Here is a 16,235-nt window from a genome sequence, read left to right on the forward strand (position 1 = left end):
CACAAATTCTGATTGAATATGTGGAGCGACAGTTTCATTTTCGAAGCTTTTGCCTCTTATATTCTATTGTTGAAAAAATCTATTAAACAATACCTAGAGATCCTAACGCAACAATTGCAATTGCTGCAAATGTAGGAATAACTACTGTAACCATACCAAGATGAGCATAACTTTCCTTATGTGTCATACCTGTGATGCCAAGAAGTGTGATTACCGCACCATTATGAGGCAAACTGTCCAGACCGCCGCAGGCAACAGCAGCAACTCTATGAAGAACCTGAATGTCAATTCCTCTTGCCATAGCCTGATCCATAAAGGTTTGTCCAAATGCTTCAAGGGCAATACTTACGCCACCGGAAGCAGAACCCGTGATACCTGCAAGAACTGAACTTGAAATAGCTGTTGTAACAAGAGGGTTTGAAGATATACCCATCAATGCACCACCAACAATACCAAAGGCCGCAAGGGTTTTGATAACATTACCATAACCTACTTCACTGGCAGTGTTCATAATAGCAAGGAATGATCCCTGAACACCCTCTTTTAAAGTAGACATAATACCTTTTTTGAATCTCTTCACATTTAACGAAATTGCAAAAGCGATTGCTACAATTAAAGATAAAATTAAACTCCAGTTTCCAAGAACGGCAGAAGGAGCAATATTATATTTGTCTTGCAAGTAGGTAAAATCCATACCTGGGAAAACAATCTTAGAAAGAACAAAGTTACCAACTAATACAATTAAAATTGGAATAATTGCTGTACCAAAACTAGGTAAATCATTTGAATCTACAGTGTTTAAGTTTTCATTAGGATGATTACCATAACCTTCGCCAGCTTTTTTTGCCTTAATAGCTCTTGAAATGATCCAAAGAGTGCCCCCAAAGAACATAATCAGTGCTGCTATAATACCTAAGACAGGTGCAGCAAAAAGATCAGTACCTAAATATTTCATTGGGATAGCATTCTGAATCTGTGGTGAACCAGGCAGTGCTGACATAGAGAAAGTAAGTGTACACATACCAATGGTAGCTGGCAACAATCTCTTTGGTATATTAGCTTCTCTAAATAAAGCAGCGCCAATTGGATAAAGAGCAAATGCTGCAACGAACATGGAAACACCACCATATACGATGATACCGCCAGCAATTACAATAGCCCAAATCTCTTTGCCTTTCCCAACTTTTTTAGCGATAAACATAGCAATGGAATTCGCTGTTCCCGTGTCATCCATTACCTTACCAAACAACGCACCTAATAAAAATACAGGATAGTAATTCTTTACGTAGTTTGCGGCATTAGACATAAAAGTTTCTGTATATGTAGCCAAAAGATGAACTTCCCCACCTTCAAAAAGGGAAAAGGTTGTTGCAAGCAGAGCCAAAATAGGTGCCAAGAGAATAACTGACCAACCTCTATACGCCAGATAAATCAAAAGGCACAATGATAATAAAATACCTATAAATCCAATCATTTTTAATCCTCCTAAATTATGATAGAAAACCACAAACCCCAAAAAAACTCTTCTTCCCAAAAACCTCCCTTCTCGAATATGTCGTATTCTGCTTCATTTTTATTTGAATACGCAAACCCTAAGCTATGCTTAAAAATTGATTATGAATTCATTTTGCCATATAAGTTTTATTATGAAGTTTCTAATGCGCAAGAATCCCGGGTTATCCTGCGCAAAAAGAAATTAAGCGAAGTGATTATTTGCCAATAAACTTGGCAGGTCTTTTTTCAAGGAAAGCCGCAACACCTTCAACTTTATCTGCTGTGGAGAACAGAAGGCCTGTTACATCTCTTTCAAGCTCAAGTGCATTGACCATATCCATTTCCTTACCTCTGTTGATTGCAACCTTACACATGGAAATTGCTTTTGGTGCCTTTGTAAGTATAGTTGACATCATTTCTTTTGCAGAAGAAAGCAATTCTTCAGGGGCAACCACTTTGTTTACAAGTCCGATGGAAAGAGCTTCATCAGCTTTAACCTGTCTTGCTGTAAAAATAAGTTCTTTTGCAACACCATAAGCTACCAGTCTTGTTAAGCGCTGAGTACCACCAAAGCATGGCATAATTCCAAGGTTTACTTCCGGCTGTCCGAAAACTGCATTTGTGCTGGCAATTCTTATATCACAAGCCATAGCAACTTCGTTTCCGCCACCAAGAGCATAGCCGTTTACAGCGGCAATAACGGGTTTTTCGAGTCTTTCGATAGAACTACAGCACATCTGTCCAAGTTCGGAACAATCTCTTCCGCCCAAAGCATCCAGGGGAACAAACTGAGTAATGTCGGCACCTGCGATAAAACCCTTTCCTTCAGCTGTGATGATAACACCGTTAATGGAATCATCTAAACCAATGCATTCCATAATTTTAATCATTTCCTGCATGGTTTCAGCGTTGAGCGCATTTAATGCTTTTGGTCTATTCATTGTTAAAATAGCAACCTCGCCCTCAATCTCAATAATAATGTTTTTAATGCTTTCTTTCAGTTCTACTAATTTCAATTATGACATCTCCTTTGTTTAATTTTAAAATACTTGAATTTTGTTGTTATTTAGAGAGACCCATTGGTTCGTTCTTGAAAATTCTTTCGTCCATAAGCCGAACTTCCTTTTCCATTTTAGGAACAAAACCCATTAGATCAATAATCTGTGTTTGAATATCAATTCCAGGGGCAACTTCAATCAGATGCACACCATCTTGTCTTAGTTCAAATACAGCTCTTTCCGTTATGTACATAACTGGCTGGTTCGTTTTGTTTGCATATTTACCGCTAAAAGTGATATGCTCTACGGCATTTACAAACTTTCTTTCAGCCCCTTCTTTTGTAATGAGCATTTTGCCATTTTCTACTGCTGTTTTTAAACCACCAGCTGTAAATGTTCCGCAGAAAAATACTTTTTTTGCATTCTGTGTGATATTAATAAATCCGCCGCAGCCTGCAATTCTTGGGCCAAACTTGCTTACATTTACATTTCCGTCACCATCTGTTTGTGCAAGACCAAGGAATGCAAGGTCTACGCCACCGCCATCGTAAAAGTCAAATTGATATGGCTGATCCAAAACACAATCCGCATTGATACTGCCGCCGAAACGAGTACCGCCTTGGGGAATCCCACCCACAGGGCCAACCTCAACGGTAAGTGTCATAAAATCTCCAATACCTTCTTCATTTGCCACAGCTGAAACATATTCAGGAGCACCAATTCCCAAATTTACAACAGTATCTTTTTGCAGTTCCATCGCCGCACGTCTTGCAATTATTTTTTTCGCATCTAATTTCAAAGTGCTGGTGCTATCTGTCAGAATTCGAATCTCACCGGAAAGGCTAGGATCGTACTTACCATTCAAACACTGTTGATGTTCTTCCTCTTTGGATAAGACAATACCATCCACATAAATCCCAGGAATTTTTACAAGCTTTGGATCCAACGTACCCCCACGAACAATAGTTTCTACCTGAACAATGACCTTTCCACCGCTATTCTTTGTAGCTTGGGCCAAAGAAGTAACTTCAAAAGGTGCAACTTCCTTTTCCAACGAAATGTTTCCATATTCGTCTGCATATGTACCTCGAATAAAACAAATATTTATTGGAATTGCCTTATAGAGAAGTTGTTCCTTCCCATCAATTTCAAGCAACTTCACCATATCCTCTGTGGTGATGTCATTCAGCTTTCCCCCTTGATTTCTAGGATCAACAAAGGTATTTAAGCCTACATGGGTTATGGTTCCCACCTTATGTGCCGCAATATCTCGATATAGCTGACAAAGGGTACCTTGGGGGAAGTTATATGCCTCGATTTTATTTTCAATCGCTAATTGACCAAGTTTGGGGGCTAAATTCCAATGACCGCCGATTACTCTTTTAGTCATGCCCTCATGGGCAAAGTGATCTGCTCCGCTGCCATCGCGGTTACCTAAACCTGCGGCATAAAACAGTGTCAAATTTGTAGGAGAACCCGTTTCAATGAATCTTTTCTCTAAAGCTGTGTTCAAAGTTTCCGGCAAACCGCAAGCCACAAAGCCGCTTACACTTATGGTATCTTGGTTTTTTACGAGGAGAGCGGCCTCTTCTGCACTGTAAATTTTAATCTTTTTCATTTTTATACCTCGAATCATTTCATTTTTCAGTGGCTTCGCTTAATTTAAGCTTAATCCAAATAAATAATTATCGAAATTCAGGCGCTTCTTTCTTTAAAATGCGTGTATTCTAAATATTTCTTCTCTTTTGTAGCAGAGCAAAGGTCATAAGGCTTTTGCTCTTTTCAACCCCATTGATGATTACTAAAATTACGCAATCCAGTTTTGTCAAAAGTTCTTAAAAATCATTTCTTGCACCTTTTCAAAACCAATATAAATCGAACGGTATTTGTATAAATTGCATATTTTTCAGCCTTTATTTTAGTATTTTTCTACATACATTCTAAAAAAGTGTGCAAAAATAACACCAAAATTATGACATGTCAATCTGCATAATTTTAATGTAAATTTTTGTTATTTTGTTAGCCTATATCACTCTGATGCTTTTCTTGAAAATTGCTTTATTTCATATTTCGTAATCTTTTTGTATATTGCACTGCGATGAATACCTAATTCCTCCGCAGCACTTTGGCAGTTCCATTCATTGCTTACTAACGCCTCTGTAATCAAGTTCTTTTCATACTCATCCATCATCTGACTTAATTTCTTTCCGTCGCTTTCTTCAAAAGAACCAAAGCGATGTCTTGAAACCATTTTACTGGGTAAATCTGAAAGTTGAATGGTGAAATTTTCACACGCTGCGTATGCACTTTTTATCACGTTATCCAGTTCTCTAACATTGCCCGGCCAAGAATAATTCTTAAAGCACTCCTTTACCTCTTTTGAAATGGCAATTGTAGTTTTATAATCATTATTCAGCCGCTTTAGAAAATGATTTGCCAACTCCAGGATATCCTCCCGTCGTTCCCTGAGGGGGATCATCTCGATATTAATTACATTCAATCTGTAATATAAATCTTCACGGAATTCGCCGTTTTGCATCATTTCATAAAGATTTTTCCTGGTAGCTGCAATAATTCGCACATCAACGGGAACCGGTTTGTAGCTTCCTATTTTCTCAACTTCCCGTTCCTGCAAAACTCTTAAGAGCTTCGCCTGCATTCCTAATGGCATATCTCCAATTTCATCGAGGAACAATGTCCCTTTGTTGGCAAGTTCAAATTTACCTTTTTTTCCACCCTTTTTGGCTCCAGTAAATGCACCTTCCTCATATCCAAAGAGCTCGCTTTCTAGAAGCTCAGCGGGGATGGCAGCGCAGTTTATGCTGACCATAGGTTTTTCCCGACGGTCACTGCTATAATGAATCGCTGTGGCAAAAACCTCCTTACCGGTTCCTGTTTCCCCGGTAAGAAGTACAGAAAACGAAGTTCTTGCAGCTTTGATACCCCGCTTCTTCAATTCTCTGAACTTTTGACTTTCCCCCAATACCGTATCAAAAGAGCAATAGCCTGCTGTATTTTTTTTACGGTATTCTTCTTTGTAAAATTCAAACTCGGCATATTCCTGAATTAACTTCTTAGCAGAATCCAAGGTCTGAAGTCTAAATTTTACTTGGGCAACCCCAGCAATAACTTTTTTGTTATCATCGTAAACACATGAACGATTTACCAAAAAGGTTGCATCCTCCACATCGTCTCTTTGTTCCTGCAGCCGCAAAATCGCCCCCTCTTCTTTGTATGCATTCTTAATAATATCAAGCATTTTTGTGTTTGGTATTATTTCTTTGATGCATCTTCCTACTGCTTCTTCCTTTGTGGTTTTTAGATACTTACAATACTGATCATTGATATCAGTAATCATGCCTTTCGTGTCAACCACAATAAATCCATCATCCGAGAGACTAAGTATTTCGTCAAATATGTACTTATATCTGTTATGATTGGTTTCCATAAAAGTTCTTCCTTTCCATGAAATTGAATCGTGAATACATTTATATCTTCCCCTGACGCCATAATATGGTCAAGACCGCCAAACCCGATATCATATGCCCAACCATCCCCGCCAATAATCCACTGGGAACGCTTTACCAAATAATCTTTCCTTTGCTTAATGTTATTTAATAATAACATTACCTCATCATCTGTTATTTCGTAACTCTCTATGGCATCAATAAGCTTATTGCTTACCTGTTCACTAATTTCTCCATCCTCTTTATAATTTAACCAGTCACTGATTAATTCTTTAATCTTTACATCTACATTAGTAGAAAGTAACTGTTTCATGGTTTCTTCCAAGCCATTTCTCATTTGCTTTGTTGCAAGATGCATTCCAAATCCAAATTCTGCATTATCTTCAAACAAAGAATTCGCCCAAGCAGGTCCTTTGCCTTCCTTATTTGTAGAATAAGCACTGCTTGGTGCACTTGCTCCCCAAATGGATGAACAACCTGTAGCATTGGCAATCATCATACGATTTCCATATAATTGGGTAATAAGTTTAATATACGCTGTTTCTCCACAACCTGCACAAGCACCGGAAAATTCCATTAATGGCTCTTTAAACTGACTATCCTTAACGGTTGCGCCCAGGGGAATGTTTGTTTTATAACCAATCGTACTGTTCGCAAACTGCCAATTATCTACTTCATTGGATAACTGTGTCTCTATCGGTTTCATTACAAGAGCCTTTTCCTTCGCGGGGCAGATGTCTGCGCAATTCCCACAACCTGTACAATCCATAGGACTTATCTGCATTCTATAATATAAACCTTCAAAGGATTTACCTGTGGCTTTTATGGTTTCAAATGAAATAGGCACTTTGTTCAACTCTTCTTCTGTTAGCAAAAAAGGTCTAATTACTGCATGGGGGCAAATATAAGAACATTGATTGCACTGAATACAATTTTCTTCAATCCATTCTGGAACATTAACCGCAATGCCTCGTTTTTCATAAGCTGTTGTTCCGGAAGGAATCGTTCCGTCTTCTCTACCCCTAAAGGCACTAACAGGCAAATCTTGACCCTTCTGTGCCTGCATTGGTCTCATAATATTTTTCACAAAATCAGGTTCTTCAACGGAATTATTTCTAATCATTTGGCTATTTTCATTTGCATTTAACCATTCCTTGGGAACTCTAACCTCATGAATTTGTTCAACGCCTTTTAATATAGCGTCCTGATTCATTTTAACTACCCTATCACCTTTTTTACTATATGAATAGGTTACCGCTTTGTTTAACTCATCAATAAATACCTCTTGTGGAAGTATATTGATCAGTTTAAAAAACGCCCCTTGCATAACCATATTAATTCTGTTTCCAAGACCAATTTCCTCTGCAATCTTTACAGCATTAATTGTATAAAATTTAACTTCCTTTTCTGCAATTAACTTCTTATATTTAGCCGGCAAATATTGCCCTAGCTCCTCATCAGACCACTGGCAGTTAAGGACAAATGTTCCACCTTGTTTCACATCGTCAAGGATGTCGTATTTGTTAACATAGGACTGGTTATGACACGCAACATAATCTGCATTACCTACCAAATATGTGGACTTAATTGGTGACTTTCCAAAACGGAGATTGGATATGGTAACCCCGCCTGATTTTTTGGAATCATAGTCAAAATAAGCCTGTACGTGATCCTCTGTTTTATTACCAATAATCATAATTGCCTGTTTGTTAGAACCTACCGTGCCATCAGAACCCAGCCCCCAAAACTTACAAGAAATTCGGTCAGATGGTTCTGTTGAAGCTTTGAAAACTTTTTCCAATGAAGTTTTTGTAACATCATCAACAATACCTATTGTAAAATTCGATTTAGGAGCTTTTTGTTTTAAATTTTCGTAAACCGCTGTGATATCTGCTGAATTGGTATCTTTTGATCCTAAGCCATATCGACCGCCCACAATAATAGGCGCATTATCCACATCGCTGAAACAGCCCTTTACATCCAAAAAAAGAGGCTCGCCAATGGAACCCGGCTCCTTTGTACGATCTAGCACCGCAACCTTTTTCACCGACTTAGGAATAACCTTTAGTAAATGCTTACTGGAAAAAGGACGATACAAATGCACCTTAACTAAACCGTATTTTTCTCCATTCGCATTGTAATAATCGACAGTTTCCTCTATAGTCTGTGTAACTGATCCCATTGCTATGATGATATATTCTGCATCTTCTGCCCCATAATAATCAAACAAGCCATATTGCCTTCCTGTTTTTTTACCTAGCTGCGCAAAGTAGTCCTCTACAACCGGTATTATATCGCTGTAAAATGGATTGCTTGCCTCTCTTCCCTGAAAATAGATGTCAGGATTCTGGGCTGTTCCTCGGGTTACAGGATGATTCGGAGATAACGCTCTATCTCTAAATTCCTGTACCGCTTCATAATCAATCATCTCTGAATAATCACTATATTCTAAAGCTTCTACTTTTTGTATTTCATGTGATGTTCTAAAACCATCGAAGAAATGAACAAATGGTAACCTGCCTTTTATTGCAGATAGGTGTGCAATGGCAGCTAAGTCAATCACCTCTTGCACAGAACCACTTGCCAATAACGCACATCCTGTTTGTCTCACCGCCATAACATCCTGATGATCTCCAAAGATACTTAATGCATGGGCTGTAATTGCCCTGGCACTTACATGAAGTACTCCCGGTAAAAGCTCTCCTGAAACCTTATACAAGTTTGGTATCATTAATAGCAGCCCTTGAGAAGCTGTAAACGTCGTTGTTAATGCCCCGCCTTGGAGGGAACCATGAAAAGCCCCTGCCGCTCCGGCCTCCGACTGCATCTCAACTACACTAACTTCTTGATTAAATATATTTTTTCTGCCCTTTGCAGCCCATTCATCTGTAATTTCAGCCATACCGGAGGATGGCGTAATAGGAAATATGGCCGCAACATCCGTAAATGCATAAGCAGAGTATGCTGCTGCTGTATTTCCATCTAAAGTCAACTGTATTTTTCCCATAACTAACTCTCCAACTCTATAAATTTTTTAAAGCTTACTTCCATTATCAACCCAGTTTTTGGCTTTTTCTACACTATAATCCCCTGGAATGTTTAAGTTGGTTTCCTTATCTACCTTATCCACATTTGCCCATGCCGCAGTGCCCTCTCTATTTGTAGCAGTTGTACTGTGAAGTCTTTTGTTCTCCAGTCCATTTAAAGTATTCCCGTTGCTTGACATAATCTTTTCCTCCTTTTTTATTTAAATTTCATTAAAAACTCTCATTCGTTAATTGATACTGTCTTATTAAAACTACTACTTAAAATTCTTCCAAAAATCATTATTCTTATTCTTTTTTGCTAAATATTAACCTTTCCAAATAATTTGACAGACAAAAGTTTAAGATTCAAATAGATGTGAACCAAATTTTATTCACCTCTTAATTGATGTAAGATAAAATTCTGAATATTCTCCCGCCGTAAATAAAATTGACAACCCACAAAACCTCTAATCTCTTTCAAGACAGACTTTGTTTACATGCAATTCCTGTAATGCAAGTAAAGGCAGAACCAATAAAATCAGCTCTACCCTTCTAACTTTAAAATCTTTCACTTACACCTTTTTTCTTAAATTTCCGGTTGAAGGATTATCAATTAGCTTTCCTTCTTCAGTAAAACGTGAACCATGACAAGGGCAATCCCATGATTGTTCCACATTGTTCCACTTTAAGGCACAGCCCATATGAGGACAACGAGGTGTTGTGGGTGTAAGCAAATTGACCACTGCTTGAATGGCATTACTAGCAAGCTGAGGACGAAAAATTGTACGGGACGGGGAGAAAACCTCCGCATAGGGATTTTCTTTTCCCAGCACTATGTCTGTAAGAAGCATTGCTGACACCATAGAAGAAGTCATGCCCCATTTATTGAAACCAGTAGCAACATATAAATCCGTGGTGCTAGCAGAATAACTACCAATATAAGGAACACCATCAAGGGTCATACAATCCTGTGTTGCCCAGCGGTATCTGATTTTTGCATTCGGATAGTGACGATTTGCAAAATCTTCAAGCTCTTTAAAATTACCGCCTTTTTTACCTGTACGGTGATCACCACCGCCTATGAGCAAAAGATCTTCATAATTGCGAAAGGACATACCTTTTTGTGATTCGTCCACATACATACCCTCAACATTAGGTGCATTTTCCAATACAAGCACATAGGAACGGTGCTGATACATTTTCAAAAAATAGCTCCCGTGCTTATTAAGAAAAGGAAAATGAGTGGTCACAATAATTTTGTTTGCTGTAATTTTTCCATGGTCTGTGACAGCAGTTGTACCAATTAACTCGCGAACAGCAGTATGCTCATAAATAGACAGTCCTTCTACAATGCCAGATACGAACTTCAGCGGATTAAACTGCGCCTGTTTAGAAAACTTGACAGCACCTGCAATGGAAAATGGCAAGGGAAGGGAATCCACAGATTGTGCTGAAAAGCCGATTTTATGAAGGGCAGCAAGTTCCCGTTCCACCTTTTTCTTGTCATCAAGGGAATATATATAATTGTCCTGTTCTTCAAAGTCGCAATTAACCATTTTGCACAGCTTCCGATATTGATTTAAAGCTTCTTCATTGGCTTCAAGATAGAGTCTTGCTGTTTCCATACCAAATTCACGGATCAATTTGTCATAGACAAAACCATGCTGTGAGGTAATTTTTGCAGTTGTATTTTTCGTAATTCCGCTACAAATACGATCTGCCTCCACTAGCATATATTTAACACCCGCTTGTTCCAGCATATAAGCGCACAGGATTCCTGCCAAACCTCCGCCGATGATGAGTATATCCGTTCTGATATCCTGATTCAAAACATCAAAACATGGTAAATCTGATTTTTCCTTCCAAACGGAATTCATATTATTCCACCTTTCTGCACGAGGTTTTCCCTCAGGCCAATTGCTTATAATTGCTTATATGGCATTAGTGTTTTTCAATCTCGGAAAACATCTTTAACGTTATTTCAAACAGGTTTCTTATGAATATTATTTTCAGAAAAAGGAATATTATTCGAAGAAAGGAAGTGTTACGATGTTTAAACATGAAAAGCAACTTTTTCATCCGGTTGAAGTAGAAAGACCCAATCCCCAATATGCTGTTTTAATGCAAGAGCAGCTTGGCGGTGGAAACGGTGAGCTAAAAGCTGCAATGCAGTATATGTCTCAAAGTTTTCGCATTAAGGATCCTGCCATTAAGGATTTATTTATGGATATTGCGGCCGAAGAACTCAGCCATATGGAAATGGTGGCGCAGACTATTAATTTGCTCAACGGACACGATGTTGATTACTCCGCTGTAAATGCAGGGGAAATTCAGACTCATGTAATTCTGGGACTCAATCCCGGACTTATCAATTCATCCGGCTACTCATGGACCGGCGATTATGTGACGGTAACTGGCGATCTCTGTGCGGATTTGCTCTCAAACATAGCTTCAGAACAGAGAGCAAAAGTTGTGTACGAGTATCTTTACCGTCAAATTAATGATAAAAAGGTAAAAGAAACAATCGATTTTTTGCTTAACCGAGAGGAAGCACATAACGCAATGTTTCGTGAAGCCTTTAATCGTGTGCAGGATTCTGGCTCTAACAAAGATTTTGGTGTGACCAAGGATTCTCGTATTTATTTCGATCTTTCCAGTCCTTCTCCTGCAAACGCTTTTGGAGATACACAGGCCAAACCCGTTAGCTTTAACAATCCAAACAGTTAAATAAAAAGGGCTAAGGTTGAGGTATTTAATTACCTTTTTCTTGGTCCTTTTACTATGTCATCTTGATATGCTGTATTTCATAAGATTTTCTTTCTTTGTTTCAATTGTTGTAGAATATATTGAAATAAGCTCATCTTTCATAATCCAAATAATCTATCAAACTATTATAATTACCAAACAGTGTACCGTTACATAATATCTTTATTTTAATCCCAAAATAGTCAGTCTACCTACTCCAACCATCTATTAGACTCAAAAAATATATATTGGCATATATCAATTTGATGTCAGGATTCTTTTATCAGTAATCATCAATAAATATCGTATATATGAATAACGTAACGTATAGAAAAATGCCTGCTTACATATTGAGATGATAAGCAGGCATCTTTCATTTTTGGGGTACAAGAGACTGTACATAGGCAAGCATTTCATTTTTAGATTGTATCATATGGGTACGATCTATAATTTGCTGTTGCGCCTGCGTTGACAGCGAAAAGAAATAATCCATTGCATTGTATTCTTCGAGTGCCAAACCAAGTCCTACCGGTATTTTCCCACCATTTGTATATTTTTCCATAATCTCACCTTTTTTAAATGGCTTCAATAAATTAATACGCATTCATGAATCCTAAATTATTATTCCTAAGACTATCTATCGCATTATTAATTTTCTCTTTTGCATCGTAACCCGATTCATTATTACTTTGAATGTAGCGAATGACATTTGCTTTTTGCATATCAGTTAGATTTTCATAACGGACTCTTGCCTCAGGTTCTTGTAAAAGCGCCATAGCAAAACCCTCGGGTAAATCAGGAACATTTGGATTGGGATTGTGGCCCATTCCAACAAAACTTTTATCATCCATTCGTATTTCTCCTTTCACCTAAAGTCTAAAATTCAGACTATTATTTTTTAAGCTGGTAACAACAGTATTTATCTTGTTTCTTGCGTCGTCACCTGTTTCATTATTACTTTGTATATATTGAATCACAGAAGCTTTTTGAACTACGCTTAAACTATCAAAATAATGATGTGCCTCAGGTTCTTTACTCAAAGCTGCGCCAAAACCTTCAGGTATATCAGGAACATTGTAATTGGGATTATGTCCCAATCCTATGAAATCTGCATCACTCATTTTATTACTCCTTTTTTATATTCTTCTATCTATACCGTGGGCATCTCCAGCGATTAACGTCGGCCTGCTTTTAAGCTAATATCCATTCATAAATTCGCCCTTTCTTATTTTTAGCAAAGACCGCCAGAATATACTAAATCCTTTAATCATTATGAATAAATTAAAGCTCTTTAGTAATTGAGTTGCATATCATAACACTGTTTTCTATTTTAAACTTGCTATTTAGTGGAAGAGGTTGCTTTGGAATGCCCCCATGACAACAAATATGTTGATCGCAGTTATAGCTAATTATCTTACCAGCAATTATTTCGCATCATCAAGGTTAAGACTGTATTAGAAAAAGCGGACGAAATTAATTCGTCCGCTTGAATAACTAAAGTAATGTACAATTTAAAATCAAAATCAATAAAAACTTCCTCATTCACCGGGGTGCTTTCTCTCTTTAAAAGAGGATTCCTGAGGGCCTCTCTGATCTTTTTTTGCGATGAACAAACTACCCGTTGCTCTTCCGCACAATACCGGAGGCTCACAAGCTGTTGCGCGTGTATCCTGAGGATTTGTGATATCAACCATTGTTGCAACTTTCCATGCTTCAAATTTACATGTATAGGACTGGTTACCAACTTTTTCAATCCAGCCGTGGTATTCCATAAAGTCACCAACATATACAGGAGCTGTGAATTCGATATCTTTGTAGCCCAAGAATAAGCTTATGTCACCATCAACATAAACCATTAATTCTGTACCAACGTCGCCCCACTGATTCACAATTCTAGCGCCGTTTACTAAATTTCCAGTATAGTGAGCATCTTTTGCGCTCATCATTAAATGATGTACAACCTTTTTACCTACCATAACTACTTCCTCCTTTTCATTCTTCAATGTAACACTAACAATATAATAATTCGGGTCTATGAATATGTGATTAAGAAAACTGTCTCGGAAATCGTTTCTTAGAAAGCCCGTTTTTCATTTGTTTTGATTAGACACCTCAAATATTTTTCGGCATGACACTTTGAGAGGGAATTTGAATAATGTCTATCATCTAAATCCGGTCTATTCGGACTTCTCCTATAAATTCCACTTATCTCATAACTTATAAGCTTCGATTTATTCATAAATCTTTTTTAAGCCTTCTCACCACTCCGCTCTTTCATAGACCCGGCACGTTGCTTGTTGTTACTTTTTAAAAATGCTAGCCGCATCCGGCACTTTTACATCAAGGGGCATTGCAATTTTTGATACATTAATCAGATGTATATAGTCTACGTTTCCTGCCAAAATATTGTTTCCCCATGTACCACATCCTTCAGATACTGCAGGAGATAGACCGTTAGTAGCAGGTCCCCACGCATCTGGTGTAGGCTGGTTTACTAACAAACGAGCCACAGGTATTTTTTCTCCGGCATACCTAATATGCTCTTGATTGTTACTAAACAGACCAGCGGTATGACCAATTCCACCGGACTCTTTCATATTTCTAACTGCCATTTCTACTGCCTCTTCAAATTTATCATAGGATTTCATAACCACAATAGGTCCCATGATTTCATGACCGAAGATGTCATCCTTGCCTACGCCGTCAATTTTCACTGCAAGCACCTTTGTTTCCACAGGGATATCAAAGCCCGCAGCCTTTGCAATAACGAAAGCGTCTTTGCCCACCAGACTACCGTCTACCTTACCGTCGTGAAACAACGCCTGGCGGAATTTTTCCACATCTTTGGCGTCTTCATAAACCACAAAGCCTGCATTCTTCATTTCTTCAAAGAATTTTGCTTCCACTTCTTGAGGATACAGCAATAAGTTGTCACCATCGCAAAGGATACCGTTGTCACTGCCAACAGCGATTACTGTCATCCCTGCCGCTGTTTTCAGGTCATAATCTCTGTCCAAAATAACAGGAGGATTGCCGGGGCCTACGCCGTATGCGGGAGTTCCGCTGGAGTATGCCGCTTTGGTGAGTCCTGGTCCACCTGTTGCTAATACCAAGTCGCATTTTTCCATTAATTCCACGGATTTTTCAATGGTTGCACCTGCCACAATTTGGATTAGGTCAGCAGGAGCCCCATTTTTTTCCAACGCTTCTCTGATTAAGTTTACCGTGTTGGTAGAGGTTTTTTCCGCACGGGGCGCAGGGGAAATGATAATGGCATTTTTGCCCTTTAATGCGTGCATGAAGTTACCCAGAGGTGTAACCGTAGGGTTTGTTGCAGGTGTGATAGCAGCAATAATGCCTACAGGATGTGCTACCTCAATGATACCCTGTTCGGGAATTTCATTGATGATCCCAACAGATTTTTTATCTTTCAGATAGTCCCAGAAAACAGCAGCCGTACCTGTATTTTTTTCAATTTTGTCTTCAACACAGCCAAGTTCTGTTTCTTCAACAGCCATCTTTGCCAGAGGCACTGCATTATCATAAATAATCTTTGCGCTTTCATAAACCAGATGATCAATTTGTTCCTGTGTATAACCGCTGATCTCAGCAAACGCTTTTCGCCCATTATCAATCATTTCTTGAACATTCATATTTATACTCCTTTTTCTCTCATATGTCTTTACCTAGTTAAATGTAATCTCAATTAAATCCAACCATTGTATGGTCTTTGTGCTGTTGCATTATGAAGCCAGTTAATTAGGGTAATAAAATCAAATACCGGTAATTGTGTTGCTTCCTGCACCGCATAGGCATAGGGTGGCATATCACTGCATTCCAGTAAAATGGCTCCTAAATCATCATTTTCTTCCACTAATTCCCTGGCTAGCGCTACAATTTCTTCTTTTGCAATGCTATTATCAAAATAGCCTCTCATATTAACAACTGTAGCAAACTCTTCTGTTTTTAAGGCATCCTTAATTATAAGATTATCTTTGTCAACAACTCCGCAGCTCTCTAAAAGTGCATTGGTCATGGAGTCTTTATTAGCAGTTAAAATACCAATTTTTTGTCCCGGTTTAATTAAAGTTTGAATCCAAGGTATCTGTACTAAGCTGCTCATAGCAACAGGAACATCCACTGCCTCCCGAACCTGCTTTTGGTAATTTCCAAAGAAGCCACAAGCACTGCAAATAGCTCTCACTCCTTCGTTTTCAACCATAGATTTCGCCGCAAAAATAATATCATCCACTATTGTGGGATCATTATTGAAAAGCCGGTCATTCGTTAAGTTGGAAACGGCCTTCATTCTAACAGGAAAATTATAGGTATAAGCATTTACTACATTACCCGGTAAAATTGGGTAATTGATGTTTTCAATATATACAATACCAACTGAATACCCTGCTACTTGTTGTCCCTGTACTCCTTTGTAATAACCTCCGTCATTGCCGGGTGTTAAATAACCATAACGTCTACCATCCATATATTTACTCATACAAGAC

At 38.3% G+C, this 16,235-nt stretch carries 14 protein-coding genes; 1 reads left to right on the forward strand and 13 read right to left on the reverse strand.

The annotated features are described in order from the left end of the window. Nucleotides 1–82: 82 nt before the first annotated feature. The 7 genes from CPRO_RS07850 to CPRO_RS07880 all read right to left on the reverse strand — a co-directional run bounded on the left by CPRO_RS07850 (nt 83) and on the right by CPRO_RS07880 (nt 10,862). Nucleotides 83–1,474, reverse strand: a complete 1,392-nt coding sequence (locus CPRO_RS07850; protein WP_066050009.1) for a GntP family permease — start codon at nt 1,472–1,474, stop codon at nt 83–85. A 235-nt stretch (nt 1,475–1,709) separates the two neighbouring features. After that, nucleotides 1,710–2,510: an enoyl-CoA hydratase-related protein gene (locus CPRO_RS07855; RefSeq protein ID WP_066050012.1), complete on the reverse strand. Its 801-nt coding sequence runs from the start codon at nt 2,508–2,510 to the stop codon at nt 1,710–1,712. Nucleotides 2,511–2,556: 46 nt separating this feature from the next. Then, nucleotides 2,557–4,110, reverse strand: a complete 1,554-nt coding sequence (locus CPRO_RS07860) for an acyl CoA:acetate/3-ketoacid CoA transferase (protein WP_066050015.1) — start codon at nt 4,108–4,110, stop codon at nt 2,557–2,559. 411 nt (nt 4,111–4,521) lie between these two features. Continuing rightward, on the reverse strand, nt 4,522–5,940 hold the full coding sequence (locus CPRO_RS07865) for a sigma-54 interaction domain-containing protein (RefSeq protein WP_066050018.1): 1,419 nt from the start codon (nt 5,938–5,940) through the stop codon (nt 4,522–4,524). Then, nucleotides 5,847–8,966: a pyruvate:ferredoxin (flavodoxin) oxidoreductase gene (gene nifJ, locus CPRO_RS07870; RefSeq protein WP_066050020.1), complete on the reverse strand. Its 3,120-nt coding sequence runs from the start codon at nt 8,964–8,966 to the stop codon at nt 5,847–5,849. Before nifJ ends, CPRO_RS07865 begins: the two co-directional genes overlap by 94 nt. A gap of 27 nt (nt 8,967–8,993) precedes the next feature. Next, nucleotides 8,994–9,185 carry a CDIF630_02480 family spore surface protein gene (locus CPRO_RS07875; protein WP_066050023.1) on the reverse strand — a complete coding sequence of 64 codons (192 nt, stop codon included), beginning with the start codon at nt 9,183–9,185 and terminating at the stop codon, nt 8,994–8,996. Nucleotides 9,186–9,557: 372 nt separating this feature from the next. Next, nucleotides 9,558–10,862 carry an FAD-dependent oxidoreductase gene (locus CPRO_RS07880; RefSeq protein ID WP_066050027.1) on the reverse strand — a complete coding sequence of 435 codons (1,305 nt, stop codon included), beginning with the start codon at nt 10,860–10,862 and terminating at the stop codon, nt 9,558–9,560. Between the two features lie 172 nt (nt 10,863–11,034). Here CPRO_RS07880 and CPRO_RS07885 point away from each other — a divergent pair, with 172 nt between their 5' ends. Continuing rightward, nucleotides 11,035–11,712: a manganese catalase family protein gene (locus CPRO_RS07885; RefSeq protein ID WP_066050030.1), complete on the forward strand. Its 678-nt coding sequence runs from the start codon at nt 11,035–11,037 to the stop codon at nt 11,710–11,712. Nucleotides 11,713–12,103: 391 nt separating this feature from the next. Here the strand turns inward: CPRO_RS07885 and CPRO_RS07890 are convergent, their stop codons facing one another. The 6 genes from CPRO_RS07890 to CPRO_RS07915 form a co-directional block, all read right to left on the reverse strand. Beyond that, nucleotides 12,104–12,334 (reverse strand): hypothetical protein, encoded by a 231-nt coding sequence (locus tag CPRO_RS07890; protein ID WP_236782327.1) that lies wholly within the window; start codon nt 12,332–12,334, stop codon nt 12,104–12,106. After that, entirely contained in the window at nt 12,324–12,581 is a 258-nt protein-coding gene (locus CPRO_RS07895) for a YdeI/OmpD-associated family protein (RefSeq protein ID WP_066050033.1), read from the reverse strand. Before CPRO_RS07895 ends, CPRO_RS07890 begins: the two co-directional genes overlap by 11 nt. Nucleotides 12,582–12,599: 18 nt before the next feature. Next, nucleotides 12,600–12,851 (reverse strand): YdeI/OmpD-associated family protein, encoded by a 252-nt coding sequence (locus tag CPRO_RS07900; protein ID WP_066050036.1) that lies wholly within the window; start codon nt 12,849–12,851, stop codon nt 12,600–12,602. A 417-nt stretch (nt 12,852–13,268) separates the two neighbouring features. After that, nucleotides 13,269–13,706, reverse strand: coding sequence for a hotdog fold domain-containing protein (locus CPRO_RS07905; RefSeq protein ID WP_066050040.1), 438 nt, complete (start codon nt 13,704–13,706; stop codon nt 13,269–13,271). 324 nt (nt 13,707–14,030) lie between these two features. After that, nucleotides 14,031–15,383: an aldehyde dehydrogenase family protein gene (locus CPRO_RS07910; RefSeq protein ID WP_066050043.1), complete on the reverse strand. Its 1,353-nt coding sequence runs from the start codon at nt 15,381–15,383 to the stop codon at nt 14,031–14,033. A 53-nt stretch (nt 15,384–15,436) separates the two neighbouring features. Beyond that, nucleotides 15,437–16,228, reverse strand: a complete 792-nt coding sequence (locus CPRO_RS07915; RefSeq protein ID WP_236782328.1) for an aspartate/glutamate racemase family protein — start codon at nt 16,226–16,228, stop codon at nt 15,437–15,439. Nucleotides 16,229–16,235: the final 7 nt, after the last annotated feature.

This window comes from Anaerotignum propionicum DSM 1682 (genome assembly GCF_001561955.1).
Taxonomy (GTDB): Bacteria; Bacillota; Clostridia; order Lachnospirales; family Anaerotignaceae; genus Chakrabartyella; species Chakrabartyella propionicum.

Bases quoted from the DNA above. Each gene is read 5' to 3' on its own strand.
- CPRO_RS07900 (WP_066050036.1), bottom strand. From the start codon at position 12,851: ATGAGTGATGCAGATTTCATAGGATTGGGACATAATCCCAATTACAAT.
- CPRO_RS07880 (WP_066050027.1), bottom strand. From the start codon at position 10,862: ATGAATTCCGTTTGGAAGGAAAAATCAGATTTACCATGTTTTGATGTT.
- CPRO_RS07875 (WP_066050023.1), bottom strand. From the start codon at position 9,185: ATGTCAAGCAACGGGAATACTTTAAATGGACTGGAGAACAAAAGACTT.
- CPRO_RS07860 (WP_066050015.1), bottom strand. From the start codon at position 4,110: ATGAAAAAGATTAAAATTTACAGTGCAGAAGAGGCCGCTCTCCTCGTA.
- CPRO_RS07890 (WP_236782327.1), bottom strand. From the start codon at position 12,334: ATGCGTATTAATTTATTGAAGCCATTTAAAAAAGGTGAGATTATGGAA.
- CPRO_RS07895 (WP_066050033.1), bottom strand. From the start codon at position 12,581: ATGGATGATAAAAGTTTTGTTGGAATGGGCCACAATCCCAATCCAAAT.
- CPRO_RS07865 (WP_066050018.1), bottom strand. From the start codon at position 5,940: ATGGAAACCAATCATAACAGATATAAGTACATATTTGACGAAATACTT.
- CPRO_RS07885 (WP_066050030.1), top strand. From the start codon at position 11,035: ATGTTTAAACATGAAAAGCAACTTTTTCATCCGGTTGAAGTAGAAAGA.
- CPRO_RS07915 (WP_236782328.1), bottom strand. From the start codon at position 16,228: ATGAGTAAATATATGGATGGTAGACGTTATGGTTATTTAACACCCGGC.
- CPRO_RS07850 (WP_066050009.1), bottom strand. From the start codon at position 1,474: ATGATTGGATTTATAGGTATTTTATTATCATTGTGCCTTTTGATTTAT.
- CPRO_RS07910 (WP_066050043.1), bottom strand. From the start codon at position 15,383: ATGAATGTTCAAGAAATGATTGATAATGGGCGAAAAGCGTTTGCTGAG.
- nifJ (WP_066050020.1), bottom strand. From the start codon at position 8,966: ATGGGAAAAATACAGTTGACTTTAGATGGAAATACAGCAGCAGCATAC.
- CPRO_RS07905 (WP_066050040.1), bottom strand. From the start codon at position 13,706: ATGGTAGGTAAAAAGGTTGTACATCATTTAATGATGAGCGCAAAAGAT.